Raw genomic sequence first — 19,805 nt, 5'->3', positions numbered from 1 at the left:
GGGATATGCAGGATATGTAGGATTGTTTAAAACCAAACTCATTCTTAGTGCTTATTAGAACTTTGTATTGGATTGACCCATCCTGTTCATCCTGCAGATCCCTGTAAATTAATCTGTTAGGCCTGTGCTTTTGTCCAAAGTAATCTCCGCATACTCCAAAAATGTCTTACATGGCGCAAATACCTTCTGCTCCCCAAGTAACTCATTTAACTCCAGTGCGTTAAAATAACGCGCCTGCAACGCACGGCCCTGCTGCATCCAGAAACCGAATTGCGGAATAAACGTGTTGCGCTTGATCGTGTGGTCGATGGTCAGGCCGGCGATGATCAGGATGTTGCGGTCTCCGCTCTCAAAGGAATCGGTGACGTACGAGGCCAGGCGGTGGAATTGCCGCCAGGTGTTGACGTCGGCCATGCGTCGGTGCGGGTAGGGCGAGGTGACGATGTCGGGCATGAAGTCGAAGACCGAATTCTCCAGCATGGAGTCGGGATCGTGTCGTCTCTCGTTGAGATTCATGGTGAAATAGAAGGTGGTCGGGTCAAGGAGCTTGCCAATCGGAACCGGTATGTTGGCGATCTCTTTTAGCGGGTGCTGGTAGCGGTTCGTGAAGTCCTTGTTGAGGCGATAGACCTTGCCCTGGCTGGCATCCCGTAAAGGTTCACCATCCACCAGTTGATCGATGTTCAGGTGCAGGTGAGGGTGGTCATGCGTGTCGGTGCTTTTACGCAGCAGGTATTTGTAGGGGATTTCGACCTTCAAACCACCGGGGCCGCGGAAAAGTGTGATCAAGGTTGATGCGCGTTGGTAAAGAGTCATGTAGGGGTTCATCAGACGATTCAGCATGCCGCAGCAGGGGGCGACCTTGCCGTGCACGCGCTCTACATAGCCGATCCCTGTCTCTTCACTGCCACCGATGTGGCTCCCGCCGAGGATAACCAGGTCGCGACCGTGATGTGATGCCGGGATCAGTCGCTTCGGGTCGATCAGAGCACCGACCCGTCCCAGGTTAAAGGCCGGGCAATCATACACGTAGCCGAAAAGACTCTTCTTGATACTCTGACTCTCATCCGAACACTGCCAGACGATCGGCAAAGTTCCTTCAAAACGGGCTTCACTCGTCAGAGATCGCATCCGCCCAAACAGGTCCATCAACTCCATGGGAGGTTGATCAAGCAGCGTTTCAATCGGTGGAGCGATCGGCATGGTCTGCCTCCTGGTATGTTGCTGTACTTTGTATGAATTAATAATATAACACTGTTATATAGATATTTATAGTGATTCGTTGTAATTAAAATAAAGCATTAAAAATCTTGGGTTTAACTTGGTTTGACTGATTTATGGAGTAGTCAATGGAGCGGAAATTATTCAAATTTAAATTTTTTCTTGACAATAAGCTTGGGGCAATTTAACTTAATTCGCGTTTGAAACTGTTAATCAACGGCCACTTAAAAAACGCCAAACCATTCGTGAGGATGGGTCGGAAAGCCACGGGTCTTTATCTGCTATTTAAAGACAGCCGGGCTGCTGAAGGATTTTATAACCTTCGCAGTCCGGCTGTTTTTTTTTGAAATGGAGGGGAGATAGAACGGAAGGTGGGTCTTCGGACTGCAAACTTGTTCTATCAGAAAATCAAGAAATAGTCTTCGGGTTTCTTCCGAACAATCCCCCTCCCTGAAAACAGCTTACCTCTGCAGTGTCTTTTCGTTTACACGTTGACGAAAAAACTTTGCAGCAAGGTTCGCCATAAATATACGCCAGGCAAGAAAGGAGAGGGCCAGCCTGGAATGCGTCACATTGTAATGACTTATTAATTGTTGTCAGTAAAGGAGGAAGCTATGAAGAAAACAAGCATGATGCTTGTGCTGATGGTGGTCGCTGTCTGTCTGACAGCCACGGCAGCACTCGCAGCGCAAATCGTTTTAGAAGAACGCATTGATTCGGTGACCGGATCACCTGTCAAAGAAGAGTTTCGTTTCTACGGACAAGGCTTCGAAGATTTTATTCTCAAGGTTCAAAATGGTGATGAGAGCGGCACGAACCAGGTTTCAAGTGCTATCATCAGTCTCAACGGCGTAAAAATACTCGGTCCTTCAGATTTCAACCAGAAGGTTCAGGCCATTGATCGCGCCATCTCACCCAACGATCTCGAAAACACTCTCTCAGTTTCACTTCGCAGCAACCCCGGCGGTTTCCTGAATGTTCAAATATTGGCTGAACCTACCCTGAACCTTCCTCCCGATCCAGGACCTGCGGGCGATGCCACCATTGAAGGTGTTGATGTCAATGATAATGGCATACGCGATGACATCGAGCGCTGGATTGCATTGACCTACCCGAATTCTGAGAAAACCCGTCAGGCGCTGATTCAGAACTACTATCCATTGCAGAACTTTATGATCCATGCTCGTGAGGGTGATCGGGATTCGGTTTATAACGATATGGACGCCTTCCATCGAGCGACAGAGTGCCTCTACTACCTCCATCCAACTGATGCTCATACACTTATTAAAGAAATTGAAAGTGTAGTCGTGAATACTTCAGACCGTGTATACGCCTATCTCGATTCTAGCCGTATCTTAGGTGGTGGTACTTTTATGTCTGCACCATTTTCTGAGTGGAAGCAAAGCTGCACTTTTGATCCTGATATTCTTGAAAACTGATGGAGGTGAAAATGAAATTGTTATGTCATGTTCTGTTGCTTTTATGTGTTTTAGTGGGAGGCTTTTCTCCAAATGTCTCAGAGGCAAGTTATTGTGAACAAAAAACTCAAGTTCTGTTTGCCAATGGTATGTTTAATTCAAAAGGTGATGTCATCTCTAGTGTAAAAGCACTCGAAGTTAAGATGAAAGCCTCAGGCCAAATCGATGAACAATGGGTTTTCGGCCATTGCTTAAATACAAATGAGGGAGCGCGTTCAATTTATGAGGTCTTTCGTCAAAGAATGGGCGATCAAGTCTCATCCTATTGGCGTTGGCTCGGCAACATGGAGATTGCACCTGACTGGTTTCAATCCTCAGTCCAGACCGTGGCCGCAAGTTTTGACGCTGCCGAGTCGCTTATAGATGCCGATCTGAGGGACCATGTCCAGCGTTACCAGAGTCTGATGATGGAAGGCAACAGGGTTCTCGTTGTGGCTCACTCCCAAGGCAATCTCTATACAAATGCGGCCTATAGCAACTTGTCTGCTATGGGGCTTCCGATGAATTCCTTCGGCATCGTCTCGGTCGCCACTCCTGCCAGCAGAGTAGCGGGTGGGGGACCATATTACACCTTGATAAACGATATTGTCATTGCCGCGGTCGACCTTGTCTTTCCGGGAACCCTGAATCCAAACGTTGCCAATATCCCCAATTTTAACGACTGGACGAACCACAGCTTCGTCGACTCTTATCTCAACGGCAACCAAACCGGCCCAATGATCGTCAGCAGCGCACTCAGTCAAGCCAACTCTCTCTCCTGGCCAACCCCGCAAATTGGTAGCGGCCCCATCAGCGTCACCCTGACCTGGGGAGCGGAAAGAGACGTGGATCTGCACGTTAATGAGCCGGATGGCAGCCATGTCTATTATGGCAACATGTGGGGCAGCTCCGGTTACCTGGACTACGATGATGTCACTTCCTGGGGCCCTGAGCACTACTACATTGTTGATTGTGAAAACCTGGCAACAGGACGATATGGTGTTGGTGTTAATTATTATTCTGGTAATGGCCCGGAAACAGCCCATGTTCAGGTTCAGGCCGGGGATATTATCAGAGACTACTCAATTAATCTCTTTGCCCCGGAAGGCTCCGCAGGAAATAGCAACGCCGAACCTGTTGCCAGCATCGAAGTTATTGGTGATGCTGAAAACGGGTATGAATTCACTGTTGCAGGAGCCGGGCACTAGCGTGTTGTAAAGATCAAAGTTTTTTGATTTGCTGCCAGGGAAATGCATGGCAGCTATGAAGGGGGAGGTAGGGTAATACACAGCTGTACCGATAAAGAAAGGTCTCCACATTTGCAATGCAATGGCCACTTTGCGGCACCCGACGTCCAGGTTTGAGGGGAACCCGTGGCGAGGAGGGGAATGCGATGTTATGCAATTGTCAGAAGGGGGGACGTGAGATCTTTCTGCCCCATTTTGTGTGATCTCATTTTTATGAGATATGTTATGGCCCGCCTGAAACGGCGGGCCAATTTTTTAACTGAAGTTTAAAAGTAGAATTTAGAGATCAAGAGCTTATTAACAGGGATACGCAGGATACGGCAGGATAAGTTCAACAACCGAAACCATGATTTACCTTTGTTCTTAAACTATCTTCGTTATCCTACCTTATCACTGTTAGCAAAGATTTGAAGGGGGGTAAATGAAACAAGAAAAGTTAGTTTAAAAGAGAGATTTAGAGATCAAGAGCTTATTAACAGGGATATGCAGGATAAGGCAGGATAAATTCAACAACCGAAACCATGATTTGCCTTTGTCCTTAAACTATCTTATTCATCCTGTCTATCCCTGTTAACAAAGGCTTGAACATGAATTAAAGGAGGTTAAATGAAACAAGAAAAGTTAACAGAGGAGGTTCTCGGTGCATGTTTTGAGGTGGCCAATGAACTGGGATCGGGGTTTCTTGAATCTGTTTACGAAAAAGCGCTTCTCATTGCCTTGCGTAAGAAAAATATTAGTGTTGTGACTCAGGCACCTGTCACCGTAACTTTCCGTGGCCAACAGGTCGGCAGCTTTTTTGCTGATTTGTTGGTTGAAGATGAAGTTATTGTTGAGTTGAAAGCCGTTAAGGCCTTAGTCCCCGAACATTTAGCACAGGTTATCAATTATCTTAAAGCGACTGGTTTGGAAACGGCTTTGTTGGTTAATTTTGGCAGCAGGAAAGTGGAGTATCGAAGACTCCATAATAAAACTGATCAGCTCATTTATAAGGGTAAGCAGGATAGATAGGATAGATAGGATAGGATAGGATAGGATAGGATAGGATAGGATAGGATAGGATAGGATAGGATAGGGGGAGGGCGTTAAGAAGTGAATCTGAGGTTTGTCCTGGATGTTATCCAAATTATCCTGCATATCCCTGTTATCTAAAGTCTTAGTTTTAGATTTGGGATCCAAGCCTCTCCAGATTAGTAAGGCTGTGAAAAGTCTTCTGCAAAGGATCGTGTCAACTCTAATCATGAGATCTTAAAGACTTATTAACAGGGATGCGCAGGATAGATAGGATTGGGGGCGTTAAGAAGTGAACCTGAGATTTGTCCTGGATGTTATCCTAATTATCCTGCATATCCCTGTTCTCTAACGTTTTAGTGGTTGATTTAGAACCCAAGCCACTCTAGGTTCTGTAGACTGTGAAAAGTCTTCAGCAAGAACGAGTCAATTCTGATCCTGAGACCTTACAGTCTTATTAGCAGTGATCAAAGGGGGGCAGTCAATTGATTTAAAGATTGGTCTATCTCCTTCATTCCTGTAAATTAACTTTTTTATTTGTGATTTTACTTTTAAAAGAGGAAGGGTTTTTTCCACATGAAAATCTCCTGTTTCAAAGCGTACGATATTCGCGGTCGTCTACCCGACCAACTCAACGAAGATGTTGCCTATCGCATCGGTCGTGCTTTTGCGCAGTTCCTGAAACCGAAGCAGGTGGTGGTGGGGCAGGATGTGCGTCCGTCTAGCCCGGCGTTGACGGCGGCCCTGGTGAAAGGCTTGACCGAGGGTGGGGCGGATGTCCTCGATATTGGCCTGTGCGGTACGGAGGAGGTCTATTTCGCCACGTCTTACGCCAAGGCCGATGGCGGCATCATGGTGACGGCAAGCCACAACCCGGCTGATTACAACGGTATGAAGCTGGTGCGTGAAGAGAGCCGGCCGATCAGTGGCGACACGGGGCTTGATATGATCCGGCAGCTTGCCGAATCAGGCAAGTTTGATACACCTGAGCGGACAGGGCAGGTGACACCCTATGAGCACCGGGTTGCTTATATCCGTCATCTTCTGAGTTACATCGATGCCTCTGCTTTGCGGCCGTTGAAGGTTGTTGTAAACGCTGGCAATGGTTGCGCCGGGCCTCTTCTCGATCTTCTGGAGAAGCAGCTGCCGCTGGAGATCATCAAGATTTGTCATGAGCCGGACGGGTCTTTCCCTAACGGTATTCCGAACCCCTTGCTGCCGGAGAATCGTGGCATCACCCGGGACGCGGTGCTCGAACATGGAGCCGGTCTGGGTATTGCCTGGGATGGTGACTTTGATCGCTGCTTCCTCTTTAACGAGCATGGTGAGTTTATCGAGGGTTATTACATTGTTGGTCTACTCGCTGAAGCTTTTCTGTCAACCCGACCGAATGCAAAGATTATTCATGATCCTCGCCTGACCTGGAACACCGTTGATATCGTTGAGAAGGCCGGTGGCGAGGCGGTGATGAGCAAGACTGGCCACGCCTTCATCAAGGAGCGGATGCGCGCTGAGGATGCCGTTTATGGCGGCGAAATGAGCGCTCATCACTATTTTCGCGACTTCGCCTACTGCGACAGTGGTATGATTCCATGGTTGCTGGTTGTCGAGCTGATGTGCCGGCAGAAAAAACTGCTTTCTGAGTTGGTGGGTGAGCGGATGAAGAAGTTCCCTGCCAGCGGTGAGATCAACCGGACGTTGAAAGACCCCGCAGCGGCGATTGCGGCTGTTGAGGCAAAATACTCCGCCGGTGCTCTTGATATTGATCATACGGACGGACTTTCTGTTGAATTCGCCGAGTGGCGGTTCAATCTGCGTATGTCGAATACTGAGCCGGTGGTAAGATTAAATGTTGAATCGCGTGGGGATTATGTTCTGATGGAAGAAAAAACAGCTGAGCTTCTGAGCTTTCTTAAAGAGCGATAGTCAAAAGCTGTTTACCACTCGTTCGCTTTGCTCACTAAAGTACACAGAGTTCACAGAGAATAAACTAAAGTCTAAGGTTTCCTTCGTGCACTCTGTGTTCTCTGTGGTGAAACGGTATTTTTAAAAGGCTAAGCTTATGCCAAAAAAGACAAAATCAAGTTCATCTGTTCTCGTGACCGGCGCCGCTGGCTTTATTGGCTTCCATCTCTGCCAGCGTTTGCTGGAGCGTGGCGACACGGTCATCGGCCTGGACAACCTCAATGATTATTATGAGGTTTTACTTAAAGAAAACCGGCTTAAGCAACTGGAAGGGCAGGATAACTTCTCCTTTGTTAAGTATGATCTCTCTGATCGTGCCGCGATGGAAAAGCTTTTTTCTGAGTACGAGTTTGATGCGGTGGTCAACCTGGGAGCGCAGGCCGGGGTGCGTTATTCGTTGACGAATCCGCATGCCTATGTCGATGCCAACCTGGTTGGTTTCATGAATGTCCTCGAGGGGTGCCGTCATCATAAGATCGGGCACTTGGTTTACGCTTCGTCCTCCTCGGTTTACGGTGCCAACACGACCATGCCCTTCTCGGTGCATGATAATGTGGATCATCCCCTATCGCTTTATGCGGCGAGCAAGAAGGCCAACGAGTTGATGGCGCATACCTATGCGCATCTCTACGGTTTGCCCTGTACCGGTTTGCGTTTCTTCACCGTATATGGGCCCTGGGGTCGACCGGATATGGCCCTTTTCCTCTTCACTAAGGCGATCCTTGCCGGTGAACCGATCGATGTTTTTAATCATGGTCGCATGAAACGAGATTTTACCTACATTGATGATATCGTTGAGGGTGTGATTCGTGTTACAGATCAACCCGCACAAGCAAACGCCGCATGGTCGGGGGCGACTCCTGATCCTGGCACGAGCGCTGCGCCTTACCGGGTGTACAATATCGGCAATAACAACCCGGTGGAGTTGATGCACCTGATCGAAACCCTTGAGAAGGCTTTGGGCAAAGAAGCCATCAAGAACTTTATGCCGATTCAGCCGGGCGATGTGCCTGCAACCTGGGCCGATGTTGACGCCTTGGGTCATGATGTCGGCTTCCGGCCGGCGACGCCGATCGAGGTGGGGGTTGAGAGGTTTGTCGAGTGGTATACAGGATATTATCCTTAAATCAAGAGCTTCTACCCCGGAGGGTCAGGGTTAACTGAAGGAAGCGTATTTGGTTAAAGTCCAAGGCTGGTTGTTGGCCGCAGATAAAATCTGATAGAATCTGATAGCTTCAAAGGTACAAAGTTTGAAGTTTGCAACCATCAGACGTTATCCGATTTTATCTGCGGCTGAATTGTTTATTTTGTTGTATAGATTTATATCGCAAATCACTGTTAACTTTCTTCCGGCAGCCTGTCTGCGGAGATAAAACCATGAGTTCCCTTGTTGCAATCGTCGGACGTCCCAATGTGGGTAAGTCGACTCTTTTTAACCGGATTATTGGCAGGCGTCAGGCCATTGTCGAGGATTTCCCGGGGGTGACCCGCGACCGCAACTATGCGGATGTGGATCGCTTTGCGAAACGTTTTACTTTGATCGACACCGGTGGCTTTGAGCCGGTCAGCAGCGAGCGTCTGCTGGCGCAGATGCGCGAGCAGTCTCAGTTGGCTATCGAAGAGGCCGATATCATCATCTTTCTCATGGATGGTCGTGAGGGTTTGAATCCCGCTGATGAAGAGGTCGCGCATATGCTGCGCCAGGTGGATAAACCTGTCCTCTTTGTCGTCAACAAGATGGATGGTCCTGCCCAGGAGGCTTACCTGGGCGAGTTCTATGCTCTGGGGGTTGATGCGATTCACCCGATAGCCGCAGAACATCGCATCGGTACGAATGACCTGGTTCAGGAGCTTCTTGCCCTGATGCCGGAACCGTCTGAGAAGGACGATGAAGGGACTGAAACCCGTATGGCGATCGTCGGTCGCCCGAATGTCGGCAAATCGTCTCTTGTTAATCGTCTGCTCGGCTATGAACGCGTGGTCGCCAACCCGACGGCAGGCACGACCCGCGATAGTGTTGACACGGTTTTTGCCTACAATGAACGGCGCTATGTGCTGATCGATACCGCCGGCATCCGGCGCAAAGGTAGAGTCTCGCAAAAGCTTGAAAAGTACTCGGTGATCCAGGCTCTCAAGGCCTTGGACCGCTGCCACATTGCTCTGATCGTTGTCGATGCGGAAGAGGGTATTACCGATCAGGACCTGACGATTGCCGGCTATGCGCACGAGCGTGGTCGGGCCATTATCATCGTGGTCAATAAGTGGGATTTGCTGAAAAAAGACAACAAAACCATGAGCGAGTACATTAAGGATGTGCGCGCTGCTTTTCGTTTCCTGCCGGACAGCCCGATTCACTTCGTTTCAGCTTTGACCGGTCAACGCATCAACAAGATTATGGCTGACGTTGAGATGGTGAATGACGAGTTCAACCGTAAAGTGACCACCTCGGCGCTGAATAAAGTCCTCAAAGACGCCGAGTATAACCACCAGCCGCCTATGTATCGCGGCCAGCGCCTGAAATTCTTCTACATGACCCAGACCGCCGTTCGCCCACCGACCTTTCTGGTCTTTGTTAACAAGGCTGAAGGCGTCCACTTCTCTTACGAACGCTACCTGATGAACTGCATCCGCGAGGCGTTTGGTTTTGTTGCCTGTCCGATTCGCTTGAAGTTTACGGATCGGGAACGGTAGCTTGCGGCGCGTGGTTCGTGGCGTGTGGCGCAAAACCTAAAACCCGGAGCCCGGAGTGTGGTCATTGAAAGGGAACATAATAGTTTTCCCTGCGTGTCCCCTTTTATTATTGGTCGTCTGGCGGTACATGAACCGCCGGTTTTGGTGTTAGGTTTCATGAAGACATGGGCGTAATCCCGGGGACACAATGTGGAACCATTATGTCCCTATAATTACTTGATTTGTCTCTATCCTCAGGCACAAAACCTCCTTTACTTGTCCTCCCTCATGAAGTATATTTATTTCTGTTTAATTTCCGATTGTTACGTGAATGATTAAACTTGAACTCTCCCTCGTGGCCGTGTTGCCTTATCGCTTCACTTCGGGATGGTTCTTATCTGTCTGAATCATCTTGATGTGAAGAGCTTATGAGTCTTGTTGGTAACCTAGAAGATCTTGGCTTGGGGGAAATCCTCCAGATCGTCAGCCTGAGCCGTAAGTCTGGTGTGCTGCAGTTGAACAGCCTTGACCGCGACGGTCGGGTTATCTTTCACGACGGCCAGGTCATACGTGCCAGTGCATCCACCTTTCCTGAGAATATTGGAGACCTGGTCATACGTGCCGGCATGGTCGACATCGGGACCCTCAAGAAGGCACTGGTCATCCAGCACGAACGTGATGATGGTCGCCGTATCGGCGATATCCTTGTCAGTGATTTTGGTGTGGATCGCGAGGCGATTGATACGGTTGTTCGTGAGCAGGTTGAAAAGATTGTTTATAGCTTCTTCAGTTGGGATGAAGGGGCTTTTTCTTTTGAACTCGGTGATCCCGGAGAACTTGCCTCCACGACTCTGAACCCTTTGCAGTTCATGCTGGACAGCGGGCTCAACCCGCAATGGCTGGCTATGGAAGGTAGCCGAATCCTCGATGAGAAGCGCCATCGTGGTGAAGATGTCGACGAGCGGGGCGAATCTCTGATCGATATTGACCAACTGTTGGCAGAAGTCAAGGGTGAGGTGCCAGTTAAGGCCTCTGCTGAGGGCCCTGACGCCGCGGCCACAGCAACTAAACCACCGCGCAAATTCATCGTTGTCGATGATGATCATGGAACTGCTGAGAAGATTGCCAGCCTGCTGCAGGAACGTAAGTCGCATGTTCACGTCTTTACCAATTACAACTCTTTTCTCGAGGCTGTTTCGCAAGCGGATCCCGCAACGACAACCCTGGTGATTGATCTGATCATGCCACGTCGAGACGGCAGTGGGGTGCTTGGTGGCCTGGAGTTGCTCGAAGAGGTTCGTGCCCAGTATCCTGATTTTCAGGTGCTGGTCATGTCAGACCATCCAAACCGTGAGGCGGAACAGAGCGTACGTAACTTTGGCGTGCCGACTCTTTTCCCCAAGCCGAAGAAAGATGACGTACTGGCTGAGCGTGGCCGCGCTGGCTTGATTGCTTTGGTTGATGCGATCATTGCTCTTAGCGAAGCCTCGGCTGAAGAGCCTGAAAAAGCCGACGGTCTTTATAATATTGGTGCTGAGCTGCTCAGAGAAATGGGTGAGGTGGCGACCGGCGCTCCTGAACAGACCTCTCAACAGTCTCCGGGGCTGCATCTTCTGCGTGGTATGCTGCAGGAATTGAATAATCCTTCTCTCGGCGGCGGCATTATCCTGCTGATTTTGCGCTTTGCCAGTGAGCTGATGAATCGAGCCGTGATTCTGCTGGTCAAGGATGAGGAGGTTGTCGGTCTTGGTCAGTTTGGGATTGAACTGAACGGCAATTCTGCAGACGTCCGGGTCCGTAATGTCAAGCTTCCCAAGGAGGAAGATCACATTTTTGAAGATGCGTTGCAATCCTTTGCTCCTTATCGGACTGCAGCAAAAAAATCAGAGTGGAACAATTATTTCTTCGAACAACTCGGCGGGCAGTGGCCTGGTGAGGTGTTTGTCGGACCACTGGTCAGCGAAGGTCGGGTGGTCGCAGTGCTGTATGGTGATAATCTACCCGACGAAAAGCCGATCGGTGATACGGAGTCCCTGGAGATTTTCCTTTCTCAAGCGGGGTTGGCTATGGAGAAGGCTCTCCTTGAGAGACGCATGAGTAAGGGATAGAGGCGGAGGCTGGGGGCTGGTGAATGGGGGCTGAAAGCAAAGAGCTGGGAGCTGGGGATTGAATTTAAGGAGTTTTTGCGGTGAGTAAGAAAATTCTGATAGCTGAAGACTCGCTGACCATGCGTTCGCTGATTGTCTCGACGATCGCGGCGATGGGCGACTACGACACCGTGGAGGCTGCAAACGGCTTTGAAGCCTTGCGGATTCTGCCTCGTGAGAAGGTCGACCTGATCATTACCGACATCAATATGCCCGATATCAACGGTCTGGAACTGGTCAGTTTCATCCGCAACAATGAAAATTACAAGGAAACCCCTCTCTTTATCATCAGCACCGAAAGCAGCGAGCGTGATCGGGAAAAAGGCATGGCTCTCGGTGCGAATGCTTATCTTGTCAAACCTTTCGCCCCGGATCAGTTGCAGCAGCTGATCCGTGAATACCTGGCCTGAGGAGAACGCCTTGTCTGATACAAGCTCTTCACAGGCGCTTAAAGATTTTATCAGCGAAACTGAGGAAATCATCGGGGCGCTCAACTTCGACCTGGTTAAGCTGGCTGATGCGGTTGAGACCGGCGATTGTGACCCTGATGTCCTCAACGGCATCTTTCGCGGAGCTCATTCGATCAAGGGCCTCGCCGGCATGTTCGGTTTTGATGACCTTTCGGCGTTGTCTCATGCGATGGAAAACCTCCTCGATGGACTGCGTCTAGGCAAGGTCCCTTTCACGCAACGCCTTGTTGATACTCTGTTCAGCTCTCTCGATGTCCTGATCCAACTGATCGACGGCAAAAGCAACGATGAAAACTTCACTCTCGATCTGGGGCCGATCCTTGCGCAGATCGACCAGGCTGCTGAAGGTGAGGCGCCCTCTGCTGAGGACCCACTGGCTGGCCTGGACATCGACCCGGGCATACTGAATGTCCTGACCGAATACGAAGAGCATCGTCTGCTTGAAAATATTCGCAAAGGCCGGGCTGTCCATCTTCTGCGCATGGATTTCGATCTGTCCAGTTTTGATCAGGAGCTGGCCGAAATCACCGAGCAGCTGAAGCAGCAGGGTGAGGTCGTCAGTACTTTGCCCTCTGCCGGAGAGATCGGCGAGAAAATCGCCTTCCAGATTCTTTTCGGAAGCGACCTGAACCGTGCTGACATCGAACTTCTGTTGAGTCGAGAAGGGCTTGATATAAGCACCTACGGCCAGGTTGAAGTCACGATGGAATCGGAAAACTTTGTACTTGAAGAGCCTGATGCTGCTCATGATGCAGTCGTTGTTTCTGCGGAACGTTTGCCTGCGGCTGTCGAAGAAGCTGATGGCGGTAGTTCCATGCGTTCGATCAGCAGAACTGTCAGGGTCGACATCGACAAGCTTGACCTGCTGATGAATATCGTCGGTGAACTGGTCCTCTCCAAGAGCTCGATCTCCAATATCGGTGATCGTATTAAAGTTTCGGCAGATAAGGAGCTTGCAACGGAGCTTGCCAAAGCGACACGCATTCTGGAACGTCGCCTCCACGAACTGCAAAAGGGTGTCATGGACGTTCGCATGGTGCCGGTTGGACAGTTGTTTGACAAGATGACCCGGATTGTCCGTCGCGTTTCTAACGAGCAGGGCAAGAAAGTTGATCTGGAGATTCGTGGCGCCGACACAGAGCTCGACAAGCTGATTATTGAAGACGTCTCTGATCCGCTCATGCACATCATTCGCAATGCGATTGACCATGGCCTCGAAACACCTGAGGAGCGTCGTCAGGTCGGCAAACCTGAGAAAGGTCAGGTGCAACTCTGGGCCTCCCAAAAAGGTAACCATGTTGTCATCGAGGTTCATGATGACGGCCGCGGCATTGATGCCGAGGGCGTTCATCGCAAGGCCGTTGAAAAAGGCTTGATCACTGAAGGGCACAACTTAAACGAAGAAGAAATTTACGATCTTCTCTTCATGCCGGGTTTCTCAACCCGTGACGAGGTCAGTGACCTCTCCGGTCGTGGCGTCGGTATGGATGTCGTCAAGAACAATATTGCGGCGCTTTCCGGCATGATCGAAGTCAAGAGCACCCGGGGGCAGGGCAGCAGCATGATTATCACCTTGCCGATCACCCTGGCGATCATCAAGGCGCTGATAGTTCAGGTGGGCGATAAAACCTACGCGATTCCGATCAACTCGGTTCTCGAGACGCTGATGATTGACACCGATGTGATCCAGACGGTAGAGAAGCGGGAAGTGATCGAGTTGCGCAAAAGCACGGTTCCTCTGCTCCGACTTGACCAGGTGTTTGACCTGGGTTCAGAGGAGAGGCCAGACGAAAAGCGGCTTTTTGTGGCTGTCGTCGGCCTTGCAGAAAAGCGCATGGGCTTTGTTGTTGATGAGCTGCTGGGGCAACAGGATGTCGTCATCAAGTCTCTGGGTAAAGCGCTGAGTTTTGTCCAGGGTATTGCAGGGGCTGCTGAGCTAGGGAACCAGAAAACCATCCTGGTTCTTGATGTCGCCGGGCTCATGACTGAAGCCTTGCGGGGTGAGTCTTCCTTAAATGTATGAGGCTTATTTCGGCCTGCAGGAGAGGCCCTTCAGCAAGACACCGGATCCGCGTTTCCTGTTCCTGAGTAAGGGCCACCGCGAAGCTCTGGCCCGCATGCAGTATGCGGTAGAAGAGCGTGACCTGGTCTTGCTGACCGGTGAAATCGGCTGTGGCAAGACGACCTTGTCACGTGCCTTGATGGATGCTCTTGATGATTCTTTCAAAGTGGTCTGTCTGATCAATCCGAGGCTGACCCCTCTCGAGTTTCTGAGCAGCCTGGCCCGCCACCTTGGAGTGACGGAGCCGGCTCGTTTTAAGGTCGATCTCCTTGAGCAGATCGGCAAGATCCTCTTTGAGTATTATGAAAATGACATGACGCCGGTCGTGGTCATTGACGAGGCACAGCTGGTTCCGCATAAGGAAACATTTGACGAGATCAGGCTGCTGACCAATTTCCAGCTTGATGATCGTAACTTGATCAGTATCGTTCTCATGGGCCAGCCAGAGTTGAAACAGCGCCTCAGGCATCGTGCTTACGAGCCGTTGCGACAGAGAATAGGTATGCAGTTTGAGCTGACGCCCCTCAGTCAGGCCGAGACCTCTGAATACCTTGATTTCAGAGTGGTTAAGGCCGGAGGCCGACCCGGACTCTTCAGCGAGGAAGCTGTGGCTGCGGTTTACTCTTATTCAAAGGGAACTCCGCGCATGATCAATCACGCGGCTTCTTTGGCTTTGCTTGAATGCTTCGGCCGCGGAGAAGCGCGCATCGAACAGAACGTTGTCGACGCGGTTATGTTGGAGCTCGCTGGCAACTGGGAATAAAGGGTAGTCCGGGAAACGTTAATTATTGGGAATAGAGAGCTCATGGCCGACTTTTCTCAACAGGTGCGGCGGATAAAGTTATGGATATTGCAAAGATTCGTAAAAAAGCCAAGGCGCAGAAGAAGGCTGATGAGCGCGTTGCTGATCCTGTTCCACAGGAAGAGGCTCATCCGGAAGCTGAAGCGTTTGATCTGTCAGATCCTGGTGAAGGTGTTGCCGACGCTGTCGGTACCGAGTTGTCGTTTGGCGATGCCCCCGATAGCTCTTCTGACGGGCCGAGCCGCCTGGACTTGCTCTTCGCTGCGACTGAAGAGTTTGCACTGTCAATAGATGGGCCTTCTGATGATATTATTGAGTCTCCCGCTGATGCCAGAGAGCAAGCCAGTCGTCAGTATCTCGCTTTCAACCTCGGTGATGAAGAATACGCACTGGACATCAAGCAAATAAGCGAGATAATCAAAGTTAGAGAGTTTACAGACATTCCAAGGTCTCCCGGGTTTATCCTCGGAATTATCTCTTTGCGTGGTGTCGTTGTGCCGGTTTTTGACCTGCTTTGTCGTCTGAGTCTTGGCGTCTCGGAGTTCATGCCAACAACGCGTATCGTGGTTTGTCAACATGAGGATGTCTCTGTGGGCCTGCTGGTCGACAGTATTAACCAGGTGGTTAACCTCATCGATGACGAGGTTGAGCCCCCTCCGGGCGTTCTGTCCGGCCTCGATCGCGAAATGGTGAGCGGCCTTGGCCGATATCAGGGGCGTATGATTATTTTGCTCAATATTGAAAGTGTACTCGATGTTGCGTCTCTTTAACGCGGCGAAAGGAGCTGTTTGTGACAAAGAAAAAAATTCTGATTGTTGAGGATGAAGAGAGCTTGCTCAAACTTGAGAGCATCCTGCTGACCTCCAAGGGCTATGAGGTCCACGGTGTGGGAGATGGCCAGGCGGCATTGGACGCCGTTGGTCAGGTCAAACCTGATTTGATCCTTCTCGACATCATGTTGCCAGAGATTGATGGTTTTGAAGTTTGTCGTCGCATTAAGAATGACGATGAAACCAAGCACATTCCGGTGGTTATGCTGACGGCAAAAAAGAGTCGTGAGGATATGGCCCGTGGTGAGCAGGTTGGTGCTGACTGGTATATTACCAAGCCTTTCAAATCGGCGATGGTGATCGAGACGATCCAGAGATTTATTGCCTGATATTATGTCTACCTATACATCTAAAAAAGCCTTGACGGAGAACGAAGGCAAAGAGATGCTTCAAGAGGTTCAGCTCGCCTGCTTCAGGGTGGGGTCCGAACTCTATGCACTGGATATCATGAGGATCAAGGAGATCATCCGGCCGCAGAAGTTGACGCCTGTTCCAAAAGCGCCTTCCTTTATCGAAGGAGTTATCAATCTGCGTGGTTCCGTGATCCCTGTCGCAGATATGCGCAAGCGATTCGACCAGCCCATCGATGAAGATACCCGCAAGAATCGTATCGTCATCTGCTCTCTTTCCAAAAGAAATATCGGGTTGCTGGTTGATGAAGTGAAAGAGGTGAAACGCTTTACCCGTAAAGAAATTGCACCTTCCCCACAGTTCATCCAAGGAGCGCAGGCTGACTATTTCCTTGGTGTCGCACGTCGTGATGATGACCTGATAATGTTGGTTGATCTGGAAAAAGTCCTTTCCTCGGAAGAAAAAATAGAACTGCGTAAGTTGACTCACGATTAATATTTGACAGGGCGCGTCTCAGGTAGAGCAGATTCTGAGATGCCCTGTCTCCCTATAGAGGTTTTTTGATGATTGTTAAATGCCCAGCATGTGCTGCCCGGTTCCGTCTTGATCGTGAAAAACTGGCCGGAAAGCGGGTTACTATGCGTTGTGCTCGTTGTCGTAGCCCCTTCAAGGTGGAGTTGCCCCACACTCAACGATCTAAAGCAGCAAAGCAGGTCAGGGTCATGATCGCTCATAGCGACAGCGAAATTTGTGGCACAATCCGCAGTCTCGTTGAGGATGCCGGCTATGAGGCTGCACTTGGGCATAATGGCGTCGAAGTTCTTGCCGCCATGGACGCCATGCGCCCTCAGGTCGCCATTGTCGATGTTGCTCTCGAAGGGCTGTATGCCTTTGAAGTCGTCGAAAAGGTCCGCCGTCGTCCGGGGCTGCAGAATGTTAAAATTATCCTGCTCTCTTCCGTCTACAACAAAGCTGCTTACAAACGTGCACCAAATTCTCTCTACGAAGCTGATGATTACATTGAAAAGCACCATATCCCTGATGACCTGATCATGAAGATCAATCGTCTTCTGATCGGCGCAGCACCTACGTCAGAGACGGTCAGTAAGGGTGAAATGGAGAAATCCGGTGAGCAGCTTTCTGTTGCGGAAGGCGCCTCCCAGTCCCTTGATTTTATCAACTCGGTGAATGAAAAAATTCAATCAGCTGAAGATCATGAAGTCTCTTCAAGTGATGTTCCTGAGCGAGATCGAGCCGAGCGTCTGGCACGTATTATCGTCTCTGATATCTCCCTTTATTATATGGATCGTATCGATGAGGGGATTCTTGGGGGGAACTGGTCGGATTTGCTGGCTGCACAGATCAGGGAAGCCAGGCGCTTATTCAGTGAACGCTTCCCCAGCCCTGAAATACAAAACTGCAAGATTCTTGAAGCCGCATTTCTCGACCTACTGGAGAAACGTAGTCAGGAGTTGGGGGCTTAAAAGAGGAGGCTGGAGGTTTTCCAGCCCCCAGTCCCCAGCTTCCAGCCCCTGAACTTTTACAAACAGGACAAACCGTGGCAATACATGATCAAATTACCGAAGCGTTAAACTCCCCTGACGAAGAAGTCCGTTTGCAGGGTTTGCGTGATCTTGCATCCTGTGATGCCAGTGAGGGCCTCGACCTGATTTTCAAGGCCTTTGGTGATGAAAGCTGGCGTGTCCGCAAGGAAGCCATTGAGCTCTACCTGAAGTTGCCGGTCAGTCGTGAGCTGATTGGTGAAATCATTGAGCTGTTGCATGCCGAGGAGAACGCCGGGCTGAGAAACGCAGCCGTAGAGATACTGACAAGATTAGGCCGAGATTCTGTGCCGATGCTGTTGGCGCAGGCCCGTTGTCCAGATCATGACGTTCGTAAGTTTATTATCGATATCCTCGGAGATATTGGCGATCCTGAAGCCGTTCCGATTCTGACTGCAGGGTTGGACGATGAAGACAGCAACGTCCGCGCTGCTGCTGCTGAGAACCTTGGTAAATTGAAGAGCTCTGAGGCCATCCCGAATCTTCTCAAGGCGATGCATCACCAGGATCTGCTCCTGCAATTTACCATTCTGGATGCATTGAGTCGGATCGCTTCCCCCGTTTCGTTAAATGACCTGCTCCCCTACAAAGACGAGAAGCTGCTGCGCAAGGCCCTGATTGATTGCCTTGGTAAGGCTGGAGATCACTCTGCCGTTGCAGAACTTGTTGTTGCGCTTACGGACCCCATGAGAAATGTGCGTGAGGCTGCGATTCTTGCCCTGGTGGCAATCCATAGTCGTTATCCCGATGTCGTGGCCCAGCAACTGTCACAATCTGAAAAGGGACCTACAGCGGTAGCCGTGTCCGGGTACCTGGATGATGAATACACTGAGCCTCTCAAGCGCGCCACGGTGCGGATCCTGGGCTGGCTTGGTGATTCGGATTCCGTTTTACCCCTCTTGAAGATGCTCGACTACGAATCGCTTCAACAGGAAGCACTGGCCGCACTGGTCGATATTGGACGCGGTCATTGTCAGGCACTCCTGTCAACATGGAACAAGGTTGAGGGAAATCAACGCGCATACCTTGCCTATATTCTGGGCGAGGCAGGTTGCTCAGAAGGGTTGTCTGTGCTTCAGGACGGACTCCGATCTGATGATAGCCAGCTTGTCCGGATGTCTGCTTATGCGCTCGGTAAAATCGGCGCCGTGCAGATGATGCCGAACCTGATCGATTGCCTCCGCAGCGAATCTTTCGAAGTCCAGGAGGCCGCAAATGAGGCGCTGATCACTCTGGCAAAAAGTTTCCCGGAGGAAAGCTTTAGCGCTCTTGCACCGCTCCTTACTGACAACGACCCTACGCAACGCATGTTTGCTGTTATGGTTTTGCGGGAGTTGGATAATCCTGCGGTTCTTGACACCCTCGGGCTGGCTCTCAAGGATTCAGCCGTCGAAGTACGTCGGGCTGCCGTGAAAGTCTTTGAACGGTTCGATGTCAGTGATCATATCGGCGCTCTGCTCCTGTCTCTGACCGATGAAGACGCTGAAGTGCGCCGTACGATTATTGAGATCCTTGGCAACTGCAGCAACGAAGACGCTCTCGATGGCCTGCAGCTCGCCTTGCAGGACGAGGATGTCTGGGTCCGCGCCTCAGCAGTACGTGGCCTGGGCAGAGTCGCCGGTTCGCGAAGTTGTGCCCTGGTTGAGTCTGCCCTGAAAGACCCGGTTGGCCTGGTCAGTATTGCGGCTCTGGAAACCCTTTCAACTCTTGCTGGTGCCGGTGCCGTTAATCATATGGTTTCGGCATTGGACCACAGCGATGAAGAGGTCGTGACGGCTGCTATGAACCTGTTGACTCATTACGGCTCCGAGGACTGGATCAATGATCATGCTGAGAGGTTGATCAATCATCCTTTCTGGGTCGTCCGGGCGCAGATTGCCAGAAGCGCGGTTGAAGTTCTTGGTCCGAAAGCTCGACCACTCCTGCAAACACGTCTTGCCACTGAAACGGAAGAAGTTGTTCGTCAGCAGATATCCGACCTGCTTGCCGAACTCCCTGTGAATTGATTGCCTG

16 protein-coding genes and 1 riboswitch are annotated in these 19,805 nt (G+C 50.5%); of the genes, 15 read left to right on the top strand and 1 reads right to left on the bottom strand.

Features of this window, described 5'->3' with window-relative positions; genetic code table 11:
• Window positions 1-108 precede the first annotated feature (108 nt).
• Window positions 109-1,203: a hypothetical protein gene (locus P9J64_04695; protein ID MDG5467617.1), complete on the bottom strand. Its 1,095-nt coding sequence runs from the start codon at window positions 1,201-1,203 to the stop codon at window positions 109-111.
• Window positions 1,204-1,444: 241 nt separating this feature from the next.
• A riboswitch (cyclic di-GMP riboswitch) is annotated at window positions 1,445-1,529 on the top strand.
• A 306-nt stretch (window positions 1,530-1,835) separates the two neighbouring features.
• Here P9J64_04695 and P9J64_04690 point away from each other — a divergent pair.
• The 15 genes from P9J64_04690 to P9J64_04620 all read left to right on the top strand — a co-directional run bounded on the left by P9J64_04690 (window position 1,836) and on the right by P9J64_04620 (window position 19,798).
• A complete protein-coding gene (locus P9J64_04690) occupies window positions 1,836-2,660 on the top strand; it encodes a hypothetical protein (GenBank protein ID MDG5467616.1) in 825 nt (274 codons plus the stop codon).
• Between the two features lie 281 nt (window positions 2,661-2,941).
• A complete protein-coding gene (locus P9J64_04685) occupies window positions 2,942-3,886 on the top strand; it encodes a hypothetical protein (protein MDG5467615.1) in 945 nt (314 codons plus the stop codon).
• A 645-nt stretch (window positions 3,887-4,531) separates the two neighbouring features.
• Window positions 4,532-4,933, top strand: coding sequence for a GxxExxY protein (locus P9J64_04680; GenBank protein ID MDG5467614.1), 402 nt, complete (start codon window positions 4,532-4,534; stop codon window positions 4,931-4,933).
• Between the two features lie 576 nt (window positions 4,934-5,509).
• Complete coding sequence (locus P9J64_04675; protein ID MDG5467613.1) at window positions 5,510-6,859, top strand: phosphomannomutase; 1,350 nt, start codon at window positions 5,510-5,512, stop codon at window positions 6,857-6,859.
• Between the two features lie 136 nt (window positions 6,860-6,995).
• Window positions 6,996-8,024 carry an NAD-dependent epimerase gene (locus P9J64_04670; protein ID MDG5467612.1) on the top strand — a complete coding sequence of 343 codons (1,029 nt, stop codon included), beginning with the start codon at window positions 6,996-6,998 and terminating at the stop codon, window positions 8,022-8,024.
• A 251-nt stretch (window positions 8,025-8,275) separates the two neighbouring features.
• Window positions 8,276-9,589 (top strand): ribosome biogenesis GTPase Der, encoded by a 1,314-nt coding sequence (der, locus tag P9J64_04665; GenBank protein ID MDG5467611.1) that lies wholly within the window; start codon window positions 8,276-8,278, stop codon window positions 9,587-9,589.
• Between the two features lie 407 nt (window positions 9,590-9,996).
• Window positions 9,997-11,676 (top strand): response regulator, encoded by a 1,680-nt coding sequence (locus P9J64_04660; GenBank protein MDG5467610.1) that lies wholly within the window; start codon window positions 9,997-9,999, stop codon window positions 11,674-11,676.
• Between the two features lie 80 nt (window positions 11,677-11,756).
• Window positions 11,757-12,125 (top strand): response regulator, encoded by a 369-nt coding sequence (locus P9J64_04655; protein MDG5467609.1) that lies wholly within the window; start codon window positions 11,757-11,759, stop codon window positions 12,123-12,125.
• A gap of 10 nt (window positions 12,126-12,135) precedes the next feature.
• The gene (locus P9J64_04650) at window positions 12,136-14,208 is read left to right on the top strand and encodes a chemotaxis protein CheA (GenBank protein ID MDG5467608.1); all 2,073 of its coding nucleotides are present in this window, start codon (window positions 12,136-12,138) and stop codon (window positions 14,206-14,208) included.
• On the top strand, window positions 14,201-15,010 hold the full coding sequence (locus P9J64_04645; protein ID MDG5467607.1) for an AAA family ATPase: 810 nt from the start codon (window positions 14,201-14,203) through the stop codon (window positions 15,008-15,010). Before P9J64_04650 ends, P9J64_04645 begins: the two co-directional genes overlap by 8 nt.
• Window positions 15,011-15,090: 80 nt before the next feature.
• Window positions 15,091-15,819, top strand: coding sequence for a chemotaxis protein CheW (locus tag P9J64_04640; GenBank protein MDG5467606.1), 729 nt, complete (start codon window positions 15,091-15,093; stop codon window positions 15,817-15,819).
• Between the two features lie 20 nt (window positions 15,820-15,839).
• Window positions 15,840-16,208, top strand: a complete 369-nt coding sequence (locus P9J64_04635) for a response regulator (GenBank protein MDG5467605.1) — start codon at window positions 15,840-15,842, stop codon at window positions 16,206-16,208.
• A 4-nt stretch (window positions 16,209-16,212) separates the two neighbouring features.
• Complete coding sequence (locus tag P9J64_04630) at window positions 16,213-16,725, top strand: chemotaxis protein CheW (GenBank protein MDG5467604.1); 513 nt, start codon at window positions 16,213-16,215, stop codon at window positions 16,723-16,725.
• A 68-nt stretch (window positions 16,726-16,793) separates the two neighbouring features.
• Window positions 16,794-17,714, top strand: a complete 921-nt coding sequence (locus tag P9J64_04625) for a response regulator (protein ID MDG5467603.1) — start codon at window positions 16,794-16,796, stop codon at window positions 17,712-17,714.
• Between the two features lie 74 nt (window positions 17,715-17,788).
• The gene (locus P9J64_04620; protein ID MDG5467602.1) at window positions 17,789-19,798 is read left to right on the top strand and encodes a HEAT repeat domain-containing protein; all 2,010 of its coding nucleotides are present in this window, start codon (window positions 17,789-17,791) and stop codon (window positions 19,796-19,798) included.
• The last annotated feature ends 7 nt before the right edge of the window (window positions 19,799-19,805 follow it).

This window comes from Deltaproteobacteria bacterium IMCC39524 (assembly GCA_029667085.1).
Lineage (GTDB): Bacteria > Desulfobacterota > Desulfuromonadia > Desulfuromonadales > BM103 > M0040.
This window is presented reverse-complemented; position numbering and strand designations above follow the sequence as displayed.